At 59.8% G+C, this 17200-nt stretch carries 13 protein-coding genes; 11 read left to right on the forward strand and 2 right to left on the reverse strand.

Annotated elements, in window-relative coordinates:
- Positions 1-28: 28 nt before the first annotated feature.
- A complete protein-coding gene (locus ACKPCU_RS11065) occupies positions 29-1051 on the reverse strand; it encodes an AraC family transcriptional regulator (protein WP_321346691.1) in 1023 nt (340 codons plus the stop codon).
- Between the two features lie 167 nt (positions 1052-1218).
- On the opposite strand from ACKPCU_RS11065, the gene ACKPCU_RS11070 reads away from it, so the two are divergent.
- Together ACKPCU_RS11070 and ACKPCU_RS11075 are read left to right on the forward strand one after the other, a co-directional pair.
- Positions 1219-3255 carry an NADPH-dependent 2,4-dienoyl-CoA reductase gene (locus tag ACKPCU_RS11070; RefSeq protein WP_321346692.1) on the forward strand — a complete coding sequence of 679 codons (2037 nt, stop codon included), beginning with the start codon at positions 1219-1221 and terminating at the stop codon, positions 3253-3255.
- Positions 3256-3487: 232 nt separating this feature from the next.
- Positions 3488-4360 (forward strand): hypothetical protein, encoded by an 873-nt coding sequence (locus ACKPCU_RS11075; protein ID WP_104738686.1) that lies wholly within the window; start codon positions 3488-3490, stop codon positions 4358-4360.
- 12 nt (positions 4361-4372) lie between these two features.
- Here ACKPCU_RS11075 and ACKPCU_RS11080 read toward each other — a convergent pair whose 3' ends face one another.
- Complete coding sequence (locus ACKPCU_RS11080) at positions 4373-5278, reverse strand: DUF1853 family protein (protein WP_321346694.1); 906 nt, start codon at positions 5276-5278, stop codon at positions 4373-4375.
- Positions 5279-5375: 97 nt separating this feature from the next.
- Here ACKPCU_RS11080 and ACKPCU_RS11085 point away from each other — a divergent pair, with 97 nt between their 5' ends.
- The 9 genes from ACKPCU_RS11085 (at position 5376) to ACKPCU_RS11125 (ending at position 17182) form a co-directional block, all read left to right on the forward strand.
- Positions 5376-6260 (forward strand): NAD(+) kinase, encoded by an 885-nt coding sequence (locus tag ACKPCU_RS11085; protein ID WP_088274050.1) that lies wholly within the window; start codon positions 5376-5378, stop codon positions 6258-6260.
- A 7-nt stretch (positions 6261-6267) separates the two neighbouring features.
- Positions 6268-7227 (forward strand): metallophosphoesterase, encoded by a 960-nt coding sequence (locus tag ACKPCU_RS11090; protein ID WP_321346701.1) that lies wholly within the window; start codon positions 6268-6270, stop codon positions 7225-7227.
- Between the two features lie 8 nt (positions 7228-7235).
- Positions 7236-8072: a rhomboid family intramembrane serine protease gene (locus ACKPCU_RS11095; protein WP_321346703.1), complete on the forward strand. Its 837-nt coding sequence runs from the start codon at positions 7236-7238 to the stop codon at positions 8070-8072.
- A 43-nt stretch (positions 8073-8115) separates the two neighbouring features.
- A complete protein-coding gene (locus ACKPCU_RS11100) occupies positions 8116-8382 on the forward strand; it encodes a YeaC family protein (protein WP_104738691.1) in 267 nt (88 codons plus the stop codon).
- A 32-nt stretch (positions 8383-8414) separates the two neighbouring features.
- Positions 8415-9221 (forward strand): DUF2797 domain-containing protein, encoded by an 807-nt coding sequence (locus ACKPCU_RS11105; protein ID WP_104738714.1) that lies wholly within the window; start codon positions 8415-8417, stop codon positions 9219-9221.
- An 84-nt stretch (positions 9222-9305) separates the two neighbouring features.
- On the forward strand, positions 9306-11960 hold the full coding sequence (gene pepN, locus ACKPCU_RS11110) for an aminopeptidase N (protein ID WP_321346706.1): 2655 nt from the start codon (positions 9306-9308) through the stop codon (positions 11958-11960).
- 311 nt (positions 11961-12271) lie between these two features.
- Positions 12272-13351, forward strand: coding sequence for a WD40/YVTN/BNR-like repeat-containing protein (locus ACKPCU_RS11115; protein ID WP_321346708.1), 1080 nt, complete (start codon positions 12272-12274; stop codon positions 13349-13351).
- A gap of 27 nt (positions 13352-13378) precedes the next feature.
- Positions 13379-15754: an efflux RND transporter permease subunit gene (locus tag ACKPCU_RS11120; RefSeq protein ID WP_321346709.1), complete on the forward strand. Its 2376-nt coding sequence runs from the start codon at positions 13379-13381 to the stop codon at positions 15752-15754.
- Between the two features lie 294 nt (positions 15755-16048).
- Positions 16049-17182: a YCF48-related protein gene (locus ACKPCU_RS11125; RefSeq protein WP_321346711.1), complete on the forward strand. Its 1134-nt coding sequence runs from the start codon at positions 16049-16051 to the stop codon at positions 17180-17182.
- Positions 17183-17200 lie beyond the last annotated feature (18 nt).

A 17200-nucleotide genomic window follows, 5' to 3' on the forward strand; every position in this document is an offset into this window, starting at 1 on the left:
TTTATTTTTAACTGCCTGTTTTTAAATACTATTCTTTTATTCCCTCCGCAATAACTGTCTTTCTGTAGCTACCGGGGGCTGTGCCGGTCCAGCGTTTGAATGCGCGCTGAAATGCCTCAGGTGCCGAGAAGCCGAGCAGGAACGCAATCTCCCCCAACGCCATTTCTGTGTCGCGGATATAGGTGATCGCGAGGTTTCTCCGCATCTCGTCAATGATCTGCTGATAGCTCGTACCCGCCTCCTGGTGCAAGCGGCGACGCAAGGTCCAGGCAGGTAACCCCAGTTCATAAGCCGCCTGCGCCAGAGACGGCGGCTGACTGTCCAGTTGCGGAGCAATCAGCGTTTCCACCCGCTCACGCAGGCCCCGGTGACGAGTCAGCTCGTTCAACCGCTGTGCACACAGCTCGCGCAGGTGTGCGTGGGTCGGCGCGGCGCTTTGCGCCAGCGGCAGGTCAAGGCTGCGCGGCTCCCAGACCAGCTGGTTGTGTGGCTGCTCGAAATGCACCGGGCAGCCGAAGAACGGTTCGTAGCGCGCTGCATAGGGCGGTGCCGGAAATTCGATGTGTACTTCACGCAGTTGGGCCTTGCCGCCGGTCAGGTCCCGGCCTACCTGGGCACGTGCAGCCAATGCGGAATCGACCACAAACAGGTTGAACATGTTGTATGGGCTGATCGAATAGAAGCGCAGGGCGGGTGGCTCAAAGCTTGAGTGACCGCGATAGTTCTGGCTGCCGAGCAGCTCGAACTCGATCATGGTGCTGAACGCTGCGCCGAGGTTCGGCGCGCACTGCGCCGCCATGCCACTCAGGCCAAGATGGCTGATGCGACTGCACTGACCCATCAGCAGGCCGATGGCGGGCTCGCGAGTGTAGCGAATCGCCGCGTTACCCAGACGCATGAATCGCGGAATGCTGATACGGGCGTGGGGCTGCGCCAACAGGGCGTCGGTGATACGAAACCGGCCAAATAGCGGCGCCGGGTCCAGCCCCATGCGCAGGATGGCTTCGCGCAGGCTGAGCAGGTAGCCGACGGACAGGTCACCGAGTTTCATTGTGGACGTTGCTCCGGGGCGGGTAGGTACCTAAGGAGTGTAATTCAAGGTTATTAAAGTGTCATTTAAGGTTATTGAGTAAGCCGGTTACCGGGCCTATTGTTGGGGCCATAACGAGGCGCCGGACAGGTATCCGCTGCGCCATCCTGATGATGCTGGAGTATCCGATGAGCGAACAATCTTTGTATCCGCACCTGCTGGCCCCGCTGGACCTGGGCTTTACCAAGCTACGCAACCGTACCCTGATGGGCTCAATGCATACCGGTCTGGAAGAACGCCCGAACGGTTTCAATCGTCAGGCGGCCTACTTTGCTGAGCGCGCCCGCGGTGGTGCGGGGCTGATTGTCACCGGTGGTATCGGACCGAACGAGGAAGGCTGTGTTGCCCAGGGCGCGGCCAAGATGACCACGCCTGAAGAGGCTGCCCAGCACAAGGTGATCACCGACGCGGTGCATGCCGAGGGCGGCAAAATCTGCATGCAAATCCTGCACGCGGGCCGTTACGCCTACAGCCCCAAACAGGTTTCCGCCAGTGCGGTTCAGGCGCCGATCAACCCGTTCACCCCCAAGGAACTGGACGAGGAAGGGATAGAAAAGCAGATCTCTGACTTTGCCCGTTGCGCCACCTTGGCCAAGGAGGCGGGTTACGACGGTGTTGAAGTCATGGGCTCGGAAGGGTACTTCATCAATCAGTTTCTGGTTGCCCACGTCAACAAGCGGACTGACCGCTGGGGCGGTAGCTACGAGAATCGCATGCGCCTGCCGGTTGAGATTGTCCGCCGGGTCCGTGAAGCGGTCGGCCCTGAGTTCATCATCATCTATCGGCTGTCGATGCTCGACCTGGTCGAAGGTGGCAGCACCTGGGATGAAGTGGTCATGCTGGCCAAGGCCATCGAGCAGGCTGGTGCGACCATCATCAATACCGGTATCGGCTGGCACGAAGCGCGGATTCCGACCATCGCCACCAAAGTGCCGCGTGGCGCTTTCGCCAAGGTGACCGCCAAGCTCAAGGGCGAGGTGTCGATCCCGCTGGTGACCACCAACCGCATCAATACCCCGGAACTGGCCGACCAACTGCTGGCCGACGGCGCGGCGGACATGATTTCCATGGCGCGTCCGTTCCTCGCTGATCCGGATTTCGTCAACAAGGCGGCCGCCGGTCGTGCCGATGAGATCAACACCTGCATCGGCTGTAACCAGGCCTGCCTGGATCACACCTTTGGCGGCAAGCTGACCAGCTGTCTGGTCAACCCGCGTGCCTGTCACGAAACCGAGCTGAACTTCATTCCGACCACCCAGGTGAAGAACATCGCTGTGGTCGGTGCCGGTCCGGCCGGTCTGGCAGCTGCTACGGTTGCCGCCGAGCGCGGTCATCAGGTCACCCTGTTTGATGCGGCCGAGCAGATCGGTGGCCAGTTCAACATCGCCAAACTGGTGCCGGGCAAGGAAGAGTTCTATGAGACGCTGCGCTACTTCGCTAAGCGGATCGAGAAGACTGGCGTCAAGCTGGAACTCAATCGCCGTGTTGATGCGAGCGATCTGACCGAGTTCGACGAGGTGATTCTGGCGACCGGCATTGTGCCGCGCACACCGGCTATTCCAGGTATCGAGCACCCGAAGGTCATCAGCTATCTGGATGCCATTTTGCAGCGCAAGCCGGTCGGGCAGAAGGTCGCCGTGATCGGCGCCGGCGGTATCGGCTTTGACGTCTCCGAGATGATCACCCACCAGGGCACCAGCCCGAGCCAGGATATCGACTTGTTCTGGAAGGAGTGGGGGATCGACCCGCAGCTGGAAGCGCGTGGCGGTATTGCCGGTATCAAACCGCAGCCGCACCCGCCGGCCCGTGAGGTCTACCTGCTGCAGCGCAAGACCAGCAAGGTAGGTAACGGTCTGGGCAAGACCACTGGCTGGATTCATCGCGCGGGCCTGAAGAGCAAGCAGGTGCAGATGCTCAATTCGGTCAATTACCTCAAAGTGGATGACCAGGGCCTGCATATCAGCATTGGCGAGAACGGTGAACCCAAGGTGCTGCCGGTCGACACCATCATTCTCTGCGCCGGTCAGGAGCCGCTGCGCGAACTGCAGGATGGCTTGGTTGCTGCTGGCAAGAGCGTACATCTGATCGGTGGTGCTGACGTCGCTGCCGAGCTGGACGCCAAACGGGCAATTGATCAGGGTTCGCGCCTGGCTGCAGAGATTTGATTCGGCGCTAGTAACCTACAGGCGGCGCCCGTTTTTCGGGCGTCGCCGTTTACCGAAAATCTGCGACAGATTCCCGCTTTTCCCAACTATTCTTTCGGTCCGGCGAACCGCGTGCCAAATCGGTCACACACCAAAATGAACCTTTTGCCTACACTCACTGCCTGATAGAGGCGCGGGGTGCAATTGCCCGAGAATTGGCGCACAGTGTTGCTCGGGGCAAGGAGAAAGGGTCATGAATACGCCAACAAAGCCGCTGCTGACCGAGGCGGTCATGTTCTTTTCGGAGCGAGGTATCTCGAAGGAGATGCTGTTTCCCGAATTTGAGGCCCTGTTGGACGGCATGGTCGCGGCTCCCGAATACGCCGACGAAACTGTGGAGGCCGTCTTTCTGCAGATCAACACCCGGCTGCAGGTGCGTTCTGCCGTATTCTTCAATCTTGATTTTGACCTTGATGGCTACGTCAACCGACTGTGGAACCTGCCTTTGCGGCAGATTGCCGAACGTGGTGACCGTGGTCCTGACATGGGCGGTGGCCCGATCCGGCTGGTTTGTCTGGGGTTCAACAAGCAGCCGCAGTACCGGCCGATGTTGTGGAAGCCGGGTGCCCGCGGCAACAGCAACGATCTGGCGCTGGTCAAGGAAGCCGTAGCCCACAACGCGCTGGGTATTCTTGGCGAAGACGAAGAGGCCATTCGCTACATCGCTCCCGAACGTTTGCATATGGCTGCCGAGGACACCTGGTACGGTGGCGGGCAGGTCAACGACGTTGACGACCTCATTCCGCTGACCAGTACGCCGCCTGCCGCAGCGTCCGCTACGGCAGCGGCTAGTGGTGAGCTGCAACGCTTGCGCGAACAGCATGCGCAGGAGGTGCGCGAATTGCGCAAGCAGGTTGAGGCACTGGGTACCCGGATCAAGGCGATGGCGCTAGAGAAGGAACAGGCGCTGGTCGAACTCAAGGGGATTCATGCTGACCATCTGGAGATCGTTCAGGGCGAGCTGCTTGATATCAAGCAGGAGCTGGCTGAGCAGCAGCGGATCAACGCCGCGCTCAAGCGTGAGCTGAGCAAATTTCAGAATCGTACCGCCAGTGACTTTGAATAGCGTGGTTTCGGTCTAGTCATGCGGCCAGACATCATCCACACACAGCAGCCGTTCACTTTCCAGTAGCGCCTGTCCTGCTCGGCAGAACATCACCGCTCGCTTGTTCCCGCTCCGATCACTTCGTGCCCGCATTTCGCTCGGTCCAAGTACGGGCGCTTCCGACGCGGCAGGTGGCATCAGCCAGGCCTTGTGCGCCATTGGCAACCAGCGCTCTTCAGCATCCAGCGACGCGAGTTCGTGCCGGTGGCACCAGTGATAAGGTGCTGCCGTGATTATCTGGCCGAGCACTGGGGGTACCGGGTCGTGCAGTGGCTGAAACAGGCCGCCTTGCAGCCAGGCGGCAGAACAGTCGGGCAGCGGCAGCGCCCGGTGTGTAGTCGCCAGCTCGGTCAGTCGTCCGCCCAAAGGCAACTGATGCTCACGCAGGCGCCTGAGCTTGTTGGCCAGGTTGTCTCGTGGGTCCACTCCCCACCAACTGGCCGGATCGCTGGTCTGGCCGCTGGCGAGCGGCAGCTCCGGTCGGGCCAGATAGAACTTGATTGCCAGCTCCAGGTGGACGATTGCGCTGTCTGCGGCCTGGATGATCAGATCCAATTCACCGTAGGTGTGGGCACCGTCGCGCAGGGCCAGATTGTGGGCGAGGATGCGGGTGTCGGGGGCAAGGGTGAGCAGGGCATGCCAGAGACGCTCATAATAGTTGCCCAGGCGGCGGTCCGGGGAGTCACCGAGCAGCGCCTCGAGCGTCGCAGGGTCTTCGTCCAGCAGCGCCAAGGCGTGCAGTAGTTGCTCGGGATCGTCCCTCCATACGCTGCCTCTCAGCGGGTCGCGCATGGGGAGCAGTTGGTCGTCGAGCAGGGCCGGGCTGAAGGCAATCCAGGCCATATCACGGACGCTGGCGTGTGCAAAGACGGGCAGCATGAAACCTCTCGTATTTGCCAGCCCAGGCTGGCTGCGGAATAATCGGCGCTCGTCCGCCCAGTCTCGGGCATCTCTGACACGAACGCAAAGAGGTGGTATGGATCAGTTCCGCAATATCGGTCTCATCGGACGCCTTGGCAGCGGGCGGGTGGTCGATACCCTCAAACGCCTCAAGCGCTTTCTGCTCGATACCGGGCATACGGTGATCCTTGAGGATGCGGTGGCGGATCTGCTTCCCGGCCATCAGCAGCAGGTTTGCTCGCGCAAGATGATGGGTGAGATCTGCGACCTGGTCATCGTGGTGGGCGGCGACGGCAGCCTGCTCGGCGCGGCCCGTGCGCTATGTCGCTACAACATTCCGGTGCTGGGAGTTAACCGTGGCGGCCTCGGTTTTTTGACCGATATTCCGCCGGATGAACTGGAACAGAAGGTTGGCGATGTGCTGGCCGGTCAGTACATGGTCGAAACCCGCTTTCTGCTTGACGCCTTCGTGCGCCGCGGCGAGGAGCAGCTGGGTACCAGTGAGGCACTGAATGATGTGCTGCTGCATCCGGGCAAGTCGGCGCGGATGATCGAATTCGAACTCTACGTTGACGGCCAGTTTGTCTACAGCCAGAAATCCGATGGCCTGATTGTCGCCACCCCCACCGGATCGACCGCCTACGCGTTGTCGGCCGGTGGCCCGATCATGCATCCGAAACTGGATGCCGTGGTGCTGGTGCCGATGTTCCCGCATACCCTGTCGAGCCGACCGATCGTGGTCGATGGCAACAGCGAGCTGAAGATCATTATCTCCAAGCAAAGCGGTATCTATCCGCAGGTCAGCTGTGACGGCCAGGTGCACATCTCCTGCGCGCCCGGCGACAGCATTACCATCCGCAAGAAGCCGCAGAAGCTGCGCCTGCTGCATCCGCTGGATCACAATTTCTACGCGATCTGTCGCAGCAAGCTCGGCTGGTCCAGCCGGCTGACGGATCAGTAGGTAACGGATGGAAGAGCATCAGGGTTACGACATCATCGGAGACGTGCACGGATGTGCGCACACGCTGGAGCGCTTGCTCGAGTTGATAGGGTATCGCGTTCAGGCGGGGGTATGGCGCCACCCGCAACGCAAGGCACTGTTTCTTGGCGACATCATTGACCGCGGCCCACGTATTCGCGAGGCGCTGCACATTGTGCATGGTATGGTCGAAGCGGGCGAGGCGCAGTGCATCATGGGTAACCATGAATTCAACGCCCTGTGCTGGGAAACCCGTGCGCCGGCGGGCAGTGGCCGCGAGTACCTGCGTGACCACAATGAGCGCCATTTGCGCCTGATTGGCGATACCCTCGAACAGTTTGCCCCGTGGCCACAGGAGTGGTGTGAGTTCGTCGAGTGGTTCGCTCAGTTGCCACTGTTTCTCGATTTCGGCCTGTTCCGCATGGTTCACGCCTGCTGGGATGCGCGACTGATTCAGCCGTTGCGCGAGCAATATCCCGACGGCCGTATCGATCGTGAGTTCATTGAGGCCTCGGTGGAGCGGGGCAGCTTTGCCGCTCAGACCTTTGACCGACTGCTGCGTGGCACTGACATGCGCCTGCCGCACGGCATGACGATGACCGGCAAGGACGGGTTTACCCGCGCTTTTTTCCGCACCAAGTTTTGGGAAGAGGCGCCACTGACCTATGGCGATGTGGTGTTTCAGCCCGATGCGCTGCCAACCGAGATCGCGGCCAGGCCGCTCAGCGATGATCAGCGCGCCGAGCTGCTGATCTATGGACCGGAACAGCCGATGCTGTTTGTAGGTCATTACTGGCAACAGGGGCGACCGCATCCAATTCGCCCCAATCTGGCCTGCCTGGATTACAGCGCGGTCAAGTACGGCAAGTTGGTAGCCTACCGCTGGAGCGGCGAGCGTCATCTGGATCGCGACCATTTTGTCTGGGTCGATGTACCCAAACTGGATTGAGGAATCACATGCTCAAGGCGTTGAACTGTCAGCTCGATGAAGATTTGTCACCGCTGGTGCGCTTTCTGCGCGGTCGTGGCGTGGTGCATCGGGTGGTGGAAGAGGGCGGCATGCAGGTGGTCTGGGTGGTTGATGAAGCCGCCGCGCAGATCGTTCGCGACGCCTACGCACAAGGGCCACAGGCGCTGGCGGATAGTCCGGCACCGCGGCGCCCACCGAGCGAGGCTGCGCAGTTCTGGCGGCAGGCGCACCGGTTGATCCCGGTGACTCTCGCGGTACTGGCGATTACCGCGGTCGTGGCGCTGCTGACCGGGCTGGGCAGCGATGCCGGGGGCATCGTCATGTTTACCTTTACGCCGTTGGAGGCGTCTGGGCATCTAGCGGCTCAGCCTGACATGACCCAGTGGTGGCGGTTGATTACGCCGATCTTCCTGCACTTTGGCATCATGCATCTGGCGTTTAATGCACTCTGGTACTGGGAATTGGGGCGGCGCATCGAGATGCGCTCCGGTGGGCTCTGGCTGCTGGGGCTGACCCTGCTGATTGGTGTGGTATCGAACACGGCACAGTGGTTGTGGAGCGGAAGCAGTCTGTTTGGCGGGCTATCCGGCGTGCTCTATGGCTTGTTGGGTTATTGCTGGGTTTACCAGAAACTCGCACCCAACGTGTTCTTTGATTTGCCACGTGGCGTGATCATCATGATGCTGGCGTGGCTGGTGCTTTGCATGACCGGACTGATCACTCTGCTGGGCTTTGGTGCCATTGCCAACGCGGCGCATGTCAGCGGTTTTGTTGCTGGGTGCGCCATCGGCGCGGTCGCCGGAACACTGCAGCGGCTGCGGTGAGCGAGTACAATATCGGCTTTTCAATATTCCAGCGGGAGGCGCGATGACCACTTTCATCGATATGCTGCGCAACATCACCCCTGATATCTACCAAAGCCTCAAGCTGGCTGTGGAGATTGGCAAGTGGCCTGATGGCCGCAAGCTGACGCGCGAGCAGAAGGAGCTGTGCCTGCAGGCGATGATCGCCTGGGAACAGGACAACCTGCCGGAAGAGGAGCGCACCGGTTACATGGGGCCGCAGGCCTGCAAGTCGCAGCAAAAGGACGTGCCGAATATCCTGTTTTCAACGGGTTCGGAGACGCTGCATTGAGTCTCCTGCAGTTCGAAGGCAACGTCAGAAAGATGATCGGTCGGCTCGATGCGGCCGACGCTCCGGTTGACTACAGTCTGCCCATCGGTGAGGAACGGGTGCCGCTGAACGGCTTGCTGGGCAAGACCATTCGGCTGGAGGCCATGGGGCCAATCCATTGTGTGCACTGTGGGCGCAAGACCAAGAAGAGTTTTAGTCAGGGCTATTGCTACCCCTGTTTCACCAAGCTGGCGCAGTGCGACAGCTGCATCATGAGCCCGGAAAAGTGCCATTACGACCAGGGCACTTGTCGTGAGCCGGCCTGGGGTGAGCAGTTCTGCATGACCGATCACATTGTCTACCTAGCCAACTCCTCGGGCCTCAAGGTGGGTATTACCCGCGCCACGCAGGTGCCGACGCGCTGGGTTGATCAGGGCGCCAGTCAGGCGCTGCCTATCTTGCGCGTAGCGACTCGCCAACAGTCTGGACTGGTTGAAGACCTGCTGCGCCAGCAGGTGGCAGACAAGACCAACTGGCGTGCATTGCTCAAAGGCAATCCAGCCCCTCTGGATCTATACGCCGAACGTGATCGATTGCTCGACAATGCCGAGGCCGGCATAGCCGAGCTGCAGGCGCGGTTCGGGCTGCAGGCGGTGCAGTTGCTGCCGCAGGCCGAGGCGCTGGAGATTCGTTACCCGGTCGAGCAGTACGTCGCCAAGCCGCAATCGGCCAATCTCGACAAGGAGCCGGTGCTGGAAGGCACCCTGCTCGGCATCAAGGGGCAGTATCTGCTGCTCGACACTGCGGTCATCAATATTCGCAAGTACACAGCCTATCAACTGGCATTCAGCGCCAGTTGAGCCATTTCGGCAGGGCCGCTCTGCAGCGGGGCGGCCGAACATGATTCATCGGCCGGCTCGCCCCGGCTGCAGCGGAGCTCAGACATGCGTACCGAACAACCGAAGACGATTTACCTCAAGGACTACCAAGCCCCGGATTACTGGATCGACGAGACCCAACTGACCTTTGAGCTGTTTGAAGACCACGCGCTGGTACACAGTCGTTTGGCCTTGCGCCTAAACGCTGACCGCCACAGTGAAAACGCGCTGCCGCCGCTGGTTCTGGATGGCCAGCAGCTGGAGTTACAGAAGGTGGTGCTGGATGAGCAGGAGCTGACGGCCGACGCCTACCAGGTCGACAGTGACAGCCTGACGCTGCAGCCGACCAGCGCGCAATTCGAACTGGCCCTGACTACCCGTATTGAGCCGCAGAACAATACCGCGCTCGAAGGGCTGTACAAGTCTGGCAGCATGTTCTGCACCCAGTGCGAGGCCGAGGGTTTCCGCAAGATTACCTATTATCTCGACCGCCCGGATGTGATGAGCCGCTTCACCACCACGGTGATCGCTGAGCGTGAGCGCTATCCGGTGCTGCTGTCCAACGGCAACCCGATTGCCTCGGGTGAGCACGAAGGCGGTCGCCACTGGGTCAGTTGGGAAGACCCGTTCCCCAAGCCGGCCTATCTGTTTGCCCTGGTCGCCGGAGATCTGTGCCTGTTGCAGGACAGCTTCACCACCATGAGCGGGCGCACCATCGATCTGCGCATCTACGTCGAGCCGGAAAACCGCACCCAGTGCGACCACGCCATGGACAGCCTCAAGCGCTCGATGCGCTGGGACGAGGAGGTCTATGGCCGCGAGTACGATCTGGATATCTTTATGATCGTTGCGGTTAACGACTTCAACATGGGCGCGATGGAGAACAAGGGCCTCAATATCTTCAACTCCAGTTGCGTGCTGGCCCACCAGGACACCGCCACCGATATGGCCTTCCAGCGGGTCGAAGCCGTGGTAGCGCACGAGTATTTCCACAACTGGTCCGGCAACCGGGTGACCTGCCGCGACTGGTTTCAGCTATCGCTGAAGGAAGGCTTTACTGTCTTCCGCGACTCGGAATTTTCTGCCGACATGAACTCGCGCACGGTCAAGCGTATCGAGGATGTCACTTTCCTGCGCGCGAACCAGTTCGCCGAAGACGCCGGCCCGATGGCGCATCCGGTGCGTCCGGACTCCTTTATCGAGATATCCAACTTCTACACCCTGACCGTCTACGAGAAGGGCGCCGAAGTCGTGCGCATGCTGCATACCCTGTTGGGTGAAGAGGGCTTCCGCAAGGGCACCGACCTGTATTTCGAGCGCCACGATGGTCAGGCGGTCACCTGTGATGACTTCATCAAGGCGCTGGAAGACGCCAACGGTGCCGACTTTACCCAGTTCAAACGTTGGTACAGCCAGGCCGGCACGCCGCGCCTGAACGTGCGCAGCGAATACGACGCGGCCAGCCGCGAGTATCGCTTGCACTTCAGCCAGATCTGCCCACCAACGCCGGGTCAGCCCGAGAAGCAGCCCCAGGTAATCCCGGTGCGCATGGCGCTGCTGGATCGTGACGGCAACGAAATTCCGTTGCAGCTGGAGGGCAAGGCCCTTGGCAACGAGGCGGTGGTATCCATTACCGAGGCCGAGCAAACGCTGGTGTTCGAGAATGTACCGAATTGCCCGCTACCGTCGCTGCTGCGCGGCTTCTCCGCGCCGGTCAAGCTCAGCTATCCTTACAGTCGCGATGATCGGGTGTTCCTTGCCAAGCACGACCCGGACGGCTTCAACCGCTGGGAAGCGGCGCAGGGACTGGCGGTTGACGTGTTGCAGGGACTGGTCGAAATTCACCGTGCCGGTCGGCCGCTCAACCTGGATCAGCGCCTGGTTGAGGTTATGCGCAGCGTGATCACTGATGCCGACCTGGATGCCGCCATGGTGGCTGAAATCATTCGTCTGCCGTCCGAGGCCTATCTGATTGAGCTGGCAGAGGTGGCGTATGTTGACGCGATTCATTACGCCCGTGAGTGGCTGCGTCGAGCGCTGGCTGAAGCACTGCGTGACGAGATGTCAGCGCGTTATCAGCTTCTGTCTGCCGCCGGGGCGGGGGCGTTTAGCGCCAAGGCCGATGCCATGGCCGCGCGCAGCCTGAAAAACAGCCTGCTGGCCTACCTGATGCTGACCGGTGAGCAGCAAGTGGTGGGGTGGTGCGTGCGCCAGTTTGTCGAATCAACCAACATGACCGATCGTCAGGCCGCGCTGGTGGCTTTGGTCAATTCCCCGTTCGAGCAGCAGCGTGAAGCGGCGTTGGCAGAGTTTGCCGAGCGCTGGGCCGAGTATCCGCTGGTTATGGATCAGTGGTTCAGCATTCAGGCCGCCGCCAGCCAGCCCGGTGCGCTGGATCGGGTGCGCAAGCTGATGGAGCATCCTTTGTTCACCATGCGTAATCCGAACAAGGTGCGCTCGCTGATCGGCGCGTTCGCCAACCAGAACCTGGTTAACTTCCATGCGCTGGATGGCAGTGGCTATGCGTTTCTGGCCGACCGGATCATTGAGCTGGACCGCAGCAACCCGCAGATTGCCTCGCGTCTGGTGACGCCGCTGAGCCGCTGGCGCAAACTCGAGCCGGGTCGGCAGGAACTGATGAAGGCCCAGCTGGCGCGAATCCTGGGAGAGAACCCGCTCTCGCCTGATGTTTACGAGGTAGTCAGCAAGTCGCTTGCCTGAGGGAGAAGACCCGCGTCTGTCTGGGACGCGGGTCTTGAAGTCAAGGGCGATAAATGAGTTACTCAGCACACGCAAGGGCGAAATTTTAATAAAAAATTACCGAGAGGTATTTGTGTAGCGCCTTGCGGGCCTCTAATATGCCTTGTCCGCTGGAGGGATAACTTATTCGGTGTTTGTGCCTGTGTGGGGTGCGCGCCGGGTTAAATTACAACGTGTTCCCGTAGCGGAGCAGAAGCACCTATAAAAACAAAGAGGGGTGGTGTATGCGTAAGCCGTCCATTTGGCGCGCTCCATTCGTGGCCCGGACAGATATGCAAGCGTCGGGCAAACATCTTAAGAAAACCTTTTCCGTCAGTGCTGTTGCGCAAGCCGTGATGCTGTCCGGCATGGTGGCACTGGGTGCCGCATCTGCGCAGGCCGCTGATGGCTTAGCGGAAAGCGTGCAGCCTGCTATCAAGTCCGAGCTGGCGTCACACACCTTACTGGTCGATGCAGCTGTTGCCGGCGATCGTCTGGTTGCCGTTGGCAGCCGTGGCCACATCGTTTATTCCGATGATCAGGGGAAATCCTGGACTCAGGCGAATGTACCGGTTCGCCAGCTGCTGACTGCCGTCTACTTTGCTGACGACAAGAACGGCTGGGCTGTCGGTCATGACTCGCTGATCCTGCACACCAGCGATGCCGGTGCCAATTGGGAGATGCAGTACCGCGATCCCGAGCTGGACCAGCCGGTCGATCCGGATGGTCCGAGTCTGCTGGAGCGTCCGCTGATGGACGTCTGGTTCAAGAATGCCAACACCGGCTTTGCAGTTGGCGCCTATGGCACCTTCCTGCGTACCGATGACGGTGGCAAAACCTGGGAAGACCGTTCCTACGACATCGATAACCCCGATGGCTTCCACTACAACGCGATCACCGTCGTGAAGGGAGCAGGCCTGATGCTGGCTGGCGAAATGGGCACCCTGTATCGCTCGGCTGATTACGGTGATACCTGGGAGACCCTGACCGATCTGCCTTATGACGGTTCCTGGTTTGGGGCGTCAGGCACCAACCGCGACAACGTTGTGCTGGTTTGGGGCCTGCGCGGCAACATGTTCCGCTCTGCCGACTTTGGCGACACCTGGGAACAGGTCGAGCTGCTGACTCCGAACAACGGCCCACTGGAAGCGACCCTGCTGGGCGGCGGCCTGTCCGCCGACGGCAAGCTGGTTGTCGTCGGCGCTGGCGGTGTTGTACTGACCAGCGATGACGGCGGCAACAGCTTTGACGTCATGACCCGTCCTGACCGTATCGCACTGGCCTCGGCCAAGGCGTTGGGCGACGGTGAACTGCTACTGGTCGGTCAGCATGGTGTTGCCACCATGCCGGCAAGTGCCTTGAAAGCTCACTGATAATAATTACAAGCCAGGAGAATCTGGATGTCTTTTGACCAGAGTAACGCACCATTCATGGAGCGGTTGGTATTCAATAACCGCCTCGCTGTGGTGATTATTTTCTCGCTCGTTACCCTGTTTCTGGGGTACCAGGCGCTGCAGGTGCGACCCGACACCAGCTTTGCCAAGATGATACCGCTGGAACATCCCTATATCGTCAACATGCTCGAGCACCAGAATGATCTGGCCAACCTCGGCAACTCGATCCGCATTGCGGTCGCCATTGAAGACGGTGATATTTTCAGCACCGAGTACATGGAGACGCTCAAGCAGATCAACGACGAGGTGTTCTTTCTGCCGGGTGTAGACCGCTCTAATCTGCGCTCGCTGTGGACGCCAAACGTGCGCTGGACCGAAGTAACCGAGTACGGTTTTGACGGTGGTCCGGTAACCAACCACCCGTCCTATACCAGTCAGGCAGACCTGGAAGAGCTGCGGGCCAACGTCCTGAAGTCTGGTGAAATCGGTCGTCTGGTTGCCAACAACTTCAAGTCGAGCATCATCGAGGTGCCGTTGCAGGAGTTCTATCCGAACCCGGATAACCAGAGCGAGCTGTTGCGCCTGGACTACAAGCAGTTCTCGCACCTGCTGGAAGAGAAGATTCGTGACCGCTTCCAGTCCGAAAACCCGAACATCAAGATCCACATCGTCGGCTTTGCCAAGAAGGTCGGTGACCTGATCGATGGCTTGATCGGTGTTGTCGGTTTCTTTGCCATCGCGTTCGTCATTACCTTTGTCCTGCTGTACATGTTCACCTGGTGTATCCGCAGTACCGTATCGGTGCTGGTGACCACCGTGATCGCAGTGATCTGGCAGCTGGGTCTGATCAATCTGGTTGGCTTCGGTCTGGACCCGTATTCGATGCTGGTACCGTTCCTGATCTTCGCCATCGGTATTTCCCACGGCGTACAGAAGATCAACGGTATTGCGCTGCAGTCGGGTGGGGCAGATAACGCGCTGATCGCAGCCCGTTTGACCTTCCGCCAGCTGTTCCTGCCGGGCATGATCGCGATTCTGGCTGATGCGGTCGGTTTCATTACCCTGTTGGTCATCAAGATTGATGTGATCCACGAGCTGGCAATCGGTGCCTCGATCGGTGTGGCGGTTATCGTCTTTACCAACCTGATCATGCTGCCGGTCACCATTTCTTACCTGGGTATCAGCAAGAAAGCGGTTGAACGCTCCAAGCGTGACGCGGTGCGCGAGCATCCATTCTGGCGCTTCCTGTCCAACGTCGCTCACCCGAATGTGGCGCCGTGGATGGTCATCGTCGCCCTGGTGGCTGGTGCCAGCTGCTTTGTGTACCAGAAGAACAACATCAAGGTCGGTGACCTGGATGCTGGTGCGCCTGAGCTGCGTCCTGACTCGCGCTACAACAAGGACAACGATTTCATCATTCAGAACTACACCACCAGCTCCGACATCCTGGTCGTCATGGTCGCTACTCCGCCGGAGAAGTGCTCTGCGTACGAAACCATGGAGGCGATCGATCAGCTGCAGTGGAAAATGCAGAATCTGGAAGGTGTACAGTCGGCTGTCTCTCTGGTGACGGTTGCCAAACAGGTGATCATGGGTTCCAACGAAGGCAACCTGAAGTGGCAGGGCCTGTCGCGCAACCAGGATGTCCTGAACAACGCCATCAGTCGTGCGCCGTCCGGCATGTTCAACTCGGCCTGCTCGCTGGCACCGGTCATGGTGTTCCTGGATGACCACAAGGCCGACACGCTCAAGCGTGCCACCGCTGCGGTCGAAGAGTTTGCTGCTGAAAACAACACCGACGACATGGTGTTCAAGCTGGCGGCCGGTAACGCCGGTATTGAGGCGGCTACCAACGAGATCATCTCCAGCTCCGAGCTGCTGATTCTGGTGCTGGTGTATATCTGGGTGGCGGTGATGTGCATGATTACCTTCCGCTCGCTGCCGGCGACTATCTGCATCGTCCTGCCGCTGATTCTGACTTCGGTCTTGGGTAACGCTCTGATGGCTTTCCTGGGCATTGGTATGAAGGTCGCGACCCTGCCGGTGATCGCGCTGGGTGTGGGTATCGGTGTTGACTACGGTATCTATATCTACAGCCGGCTGGAGAGTTTCCTGCGTCAGGGCATGCCGCTGCAGGAGGCGTACTACGAAACGCTGCGCTCCACTGGTAAGGCGGTACTGTTCACTGGTTTGTGTCTGGCAATCGGTGTGGCTACCTGGATCTTCTCTGCGATCAAGTTCCAGGCCGACATGGGTCTGATGCTGACCTTCATGTTCCTGGTCAACATGATCGGTGCGATGCTGCTGCTGCCGGCACTGGCTCGCTTCCTGATCAATCCGGAGAAAGTACGTAACTCTCGCGGTAGCAAGCTGTCGCACTGATAGCGCTGTAGTACAAAAAACCCGCCAATCGGCGGGTTTTTTTGTGCCTGTTGTCACCCTGCTGAGGTGGCAGGTCGTGCGGCAGTGATCGACTGTTTCCGGTTTCGTTCTACTGCATTCGCTGTGCCTGATTAGTGTGTGTCGAAATATTGCTGCGAAAATGCCGGGTTCTGCATAGATAACGTGATTAACAAAAGATAACCGTGAGCCGTTGGCGCGCCCATGTTGCGCTCGTTACCATGGGCAGTCCCGTTTTAAAACGGAAAGATGGATAACAATAAGGGGGAATGGTGTATGCGTGAGCCCACTCGTTGGCGCACTCAAACGACTCAACTGGCCTGTGCCATCGGCCAGCGGGCGCAGTTCCGCAAGCAATCCTTTGCTGCTCGTATCTTCAAGGCTGCCGGCCTTGGTGCGGCACTGATGACCGCATCAATCACACCCGCTCTGGCTGCCGAGACCGTCGCCGAGGCGCCTAAGCCGGCAATCATGTCCGAGTTGGCGAGCCACACTTTGCTGCTGGACGTCGCGTCTGCCGGCGATCGTTTGGTTGCGGTGGGGAGCCGTGGTCATATCGTCTACTCGGATGACCAGGGAGCCAGCTGGACTCAGGCTCAGTCTCCGGTACGTCAGTTGCTGACTGCAGTGTACTTTGTCGACGCCAACAACGGCTGGGCTGTTGGTCATGATGGCGTGATCCTGCATTCCAGTGATGCCGGTGTGAACTGGGAGCTGCAGTACCGCGACCCGGCTCTGGATGAAGCGGTCGATCCGGATGGCCCCGGTCTGCTCGAGCGCCCCCTTATGGATCTGTGGTTCCGTGATGCCAATACCGGTTTTGCCTTTGGTGCTTACGGTACCTATCTGCGCACCGATGATGGCGGCAAGACCTGGGAAGACCTGTCCTTCGATATCGACAACCCGGATGGCTTCCACTACAACGCCGTGACCGCTGTTGCAGATACCGGTCTGTTCCTGGTGGGCGAGATGGGCACCATGTACCGTTCGCCCGACTTTGGCGAAACCTGGGAAACCCTGCAGACCTCTCCTTATGACGGTACCTGGTTCGGTACCGCCGGTACGGGCATTGTGGGCCAGGTCCTGGCGTGGGGCCTGCGCGGGAACATGTACCGTTCCACTGACTTTGGCGACAGCTGGGAGCAGGTTGAGCTGCATACCCCCAATAACGGCCCGCTGGAGGCAACCCTGCTTGGTGGCAATCTGTCCGCTGACGGTTCGCTGGCTGTCGTGGGCGCTGGTGGCGTCGTAGTGACCAGCACGGACCATGGCGAGAGTTTCAGTGTGGCCGTACGTCCTGACCGTGTTGCCCTGGCAACGGCCAAGCGTCTGCCTGACGGCGAACTGGTACTGGTCGGTCAGCACGGTGTAGTCAAGGCGGCGGCCAGCGGCCTGCCCAACAACCAATAATAATCAGCTGCCAGGAGA

This window comes from Halopseudomonas oceani (genome assembly GCF_963677335.1).
Classification (GTDB): Bacteria; Pseudomonadota; Gammaproteobacteria; order Pseudomonadales; family Pseudomonadaceae; genus Halopseudomonas; species Halopseudomonas oceani.

Excerpts from the sequence above, each read along its gene's own strand:
- ACKPCU_RS11065 (WP_321346691.1), bottom strand. The coding sequence starts at position 1,051 with ATGAAACTCGGTGACCTGTCCGTCGGCTACCTGCTCAGCCTGCGCGAA.
- ACKPCU_RS11070 (WP_321346692.1), top strand. The coding sequence starts at position 1,219 with ATGAGCGAACAATCTTTGTATCCGCACCTGCTGGCCCCGCTGGACCTG.
- ACKPCU_RS11075 (WP_104738686.1), top strand. The coding sequence starts at position 3,488 with ATGAATACGCCAACAAAGCCGCTGCTGACCGAGGCGGTCATGTTCTTT.
- ACKPCU_RS11080 (WP_321346694.1), bottom strand. The coding sequence starts at position 5,278 with ATGCTGCCCGTCTTTGCACACGCCAGCGTCCGTGATATGGCCTGGATT.
- ACKPCU_RS11085 (WP_088274050.1), top strand. The coding sequence starts at position 5,376 with ATGGATCAGTTCCGCAATATCGGTCTCATCGGACGCCTTGGCAGCGGG.
- ACKPCU_RS11090 (WP_321346701.1), top strand. The coding sequence starts at position 6,268 with ATGGAAGAGCATCAGGGTTACGACATCATCGGAGACGTGCACGGATGT.
- ACKPCU_RS11095 (WP_321346703.1), top strand. The coding sequence starts at position 7,236 with ATGCTCAAGGCGTTGAACTGTCAGCTCGATGAAGATTTGTCACCGCTG.
- ACKPCU_RS11100 (WP_104738691.1), top strand. The coding sequence starts at position 8,116 with ATGACCACTTTCATCGATATGCTGCGCAACATCACCCCTGATATCTAC.
- ACKPCU_RS11105 (WP_104738714.1), top strand. The coding sequence starts at position 8,415 with ATGATCGGTCGGCTCGATGCGGCCGACGCTCCGGTTGACTACAGTCTG.
- pepN (WP_321346706.1), top strand. The coding sequence starts at position 9,306 with ATGCGTACCGAACAACCGAAGACGATTTACCTCAAGGACTACCAAGCC.
- ACKPCU_RS11115 (WP_321346708.1), top strand. The coding sequence starts at position 12,272 with ATGCAAGCGTCGGGCAAACATCTTAAGAAAACCTTTTCCGTCAGTGCT.
- ACKPCU_RS11120 (WP_321346709.1), top strand. The coding sequence starts at position 13,379 with ATGTCTTTTGACCAGAGTAACGCACCATTCATGGAGCGGTTGGTATTC.
- ACKPCU_RS11125 (WP_321346711.1), top strand. The coding sequence starts at position 16,049 with ATGCGTGAGCCCACTCGTTGGCGCACTCAAACGACTCAACTGGCCTGT.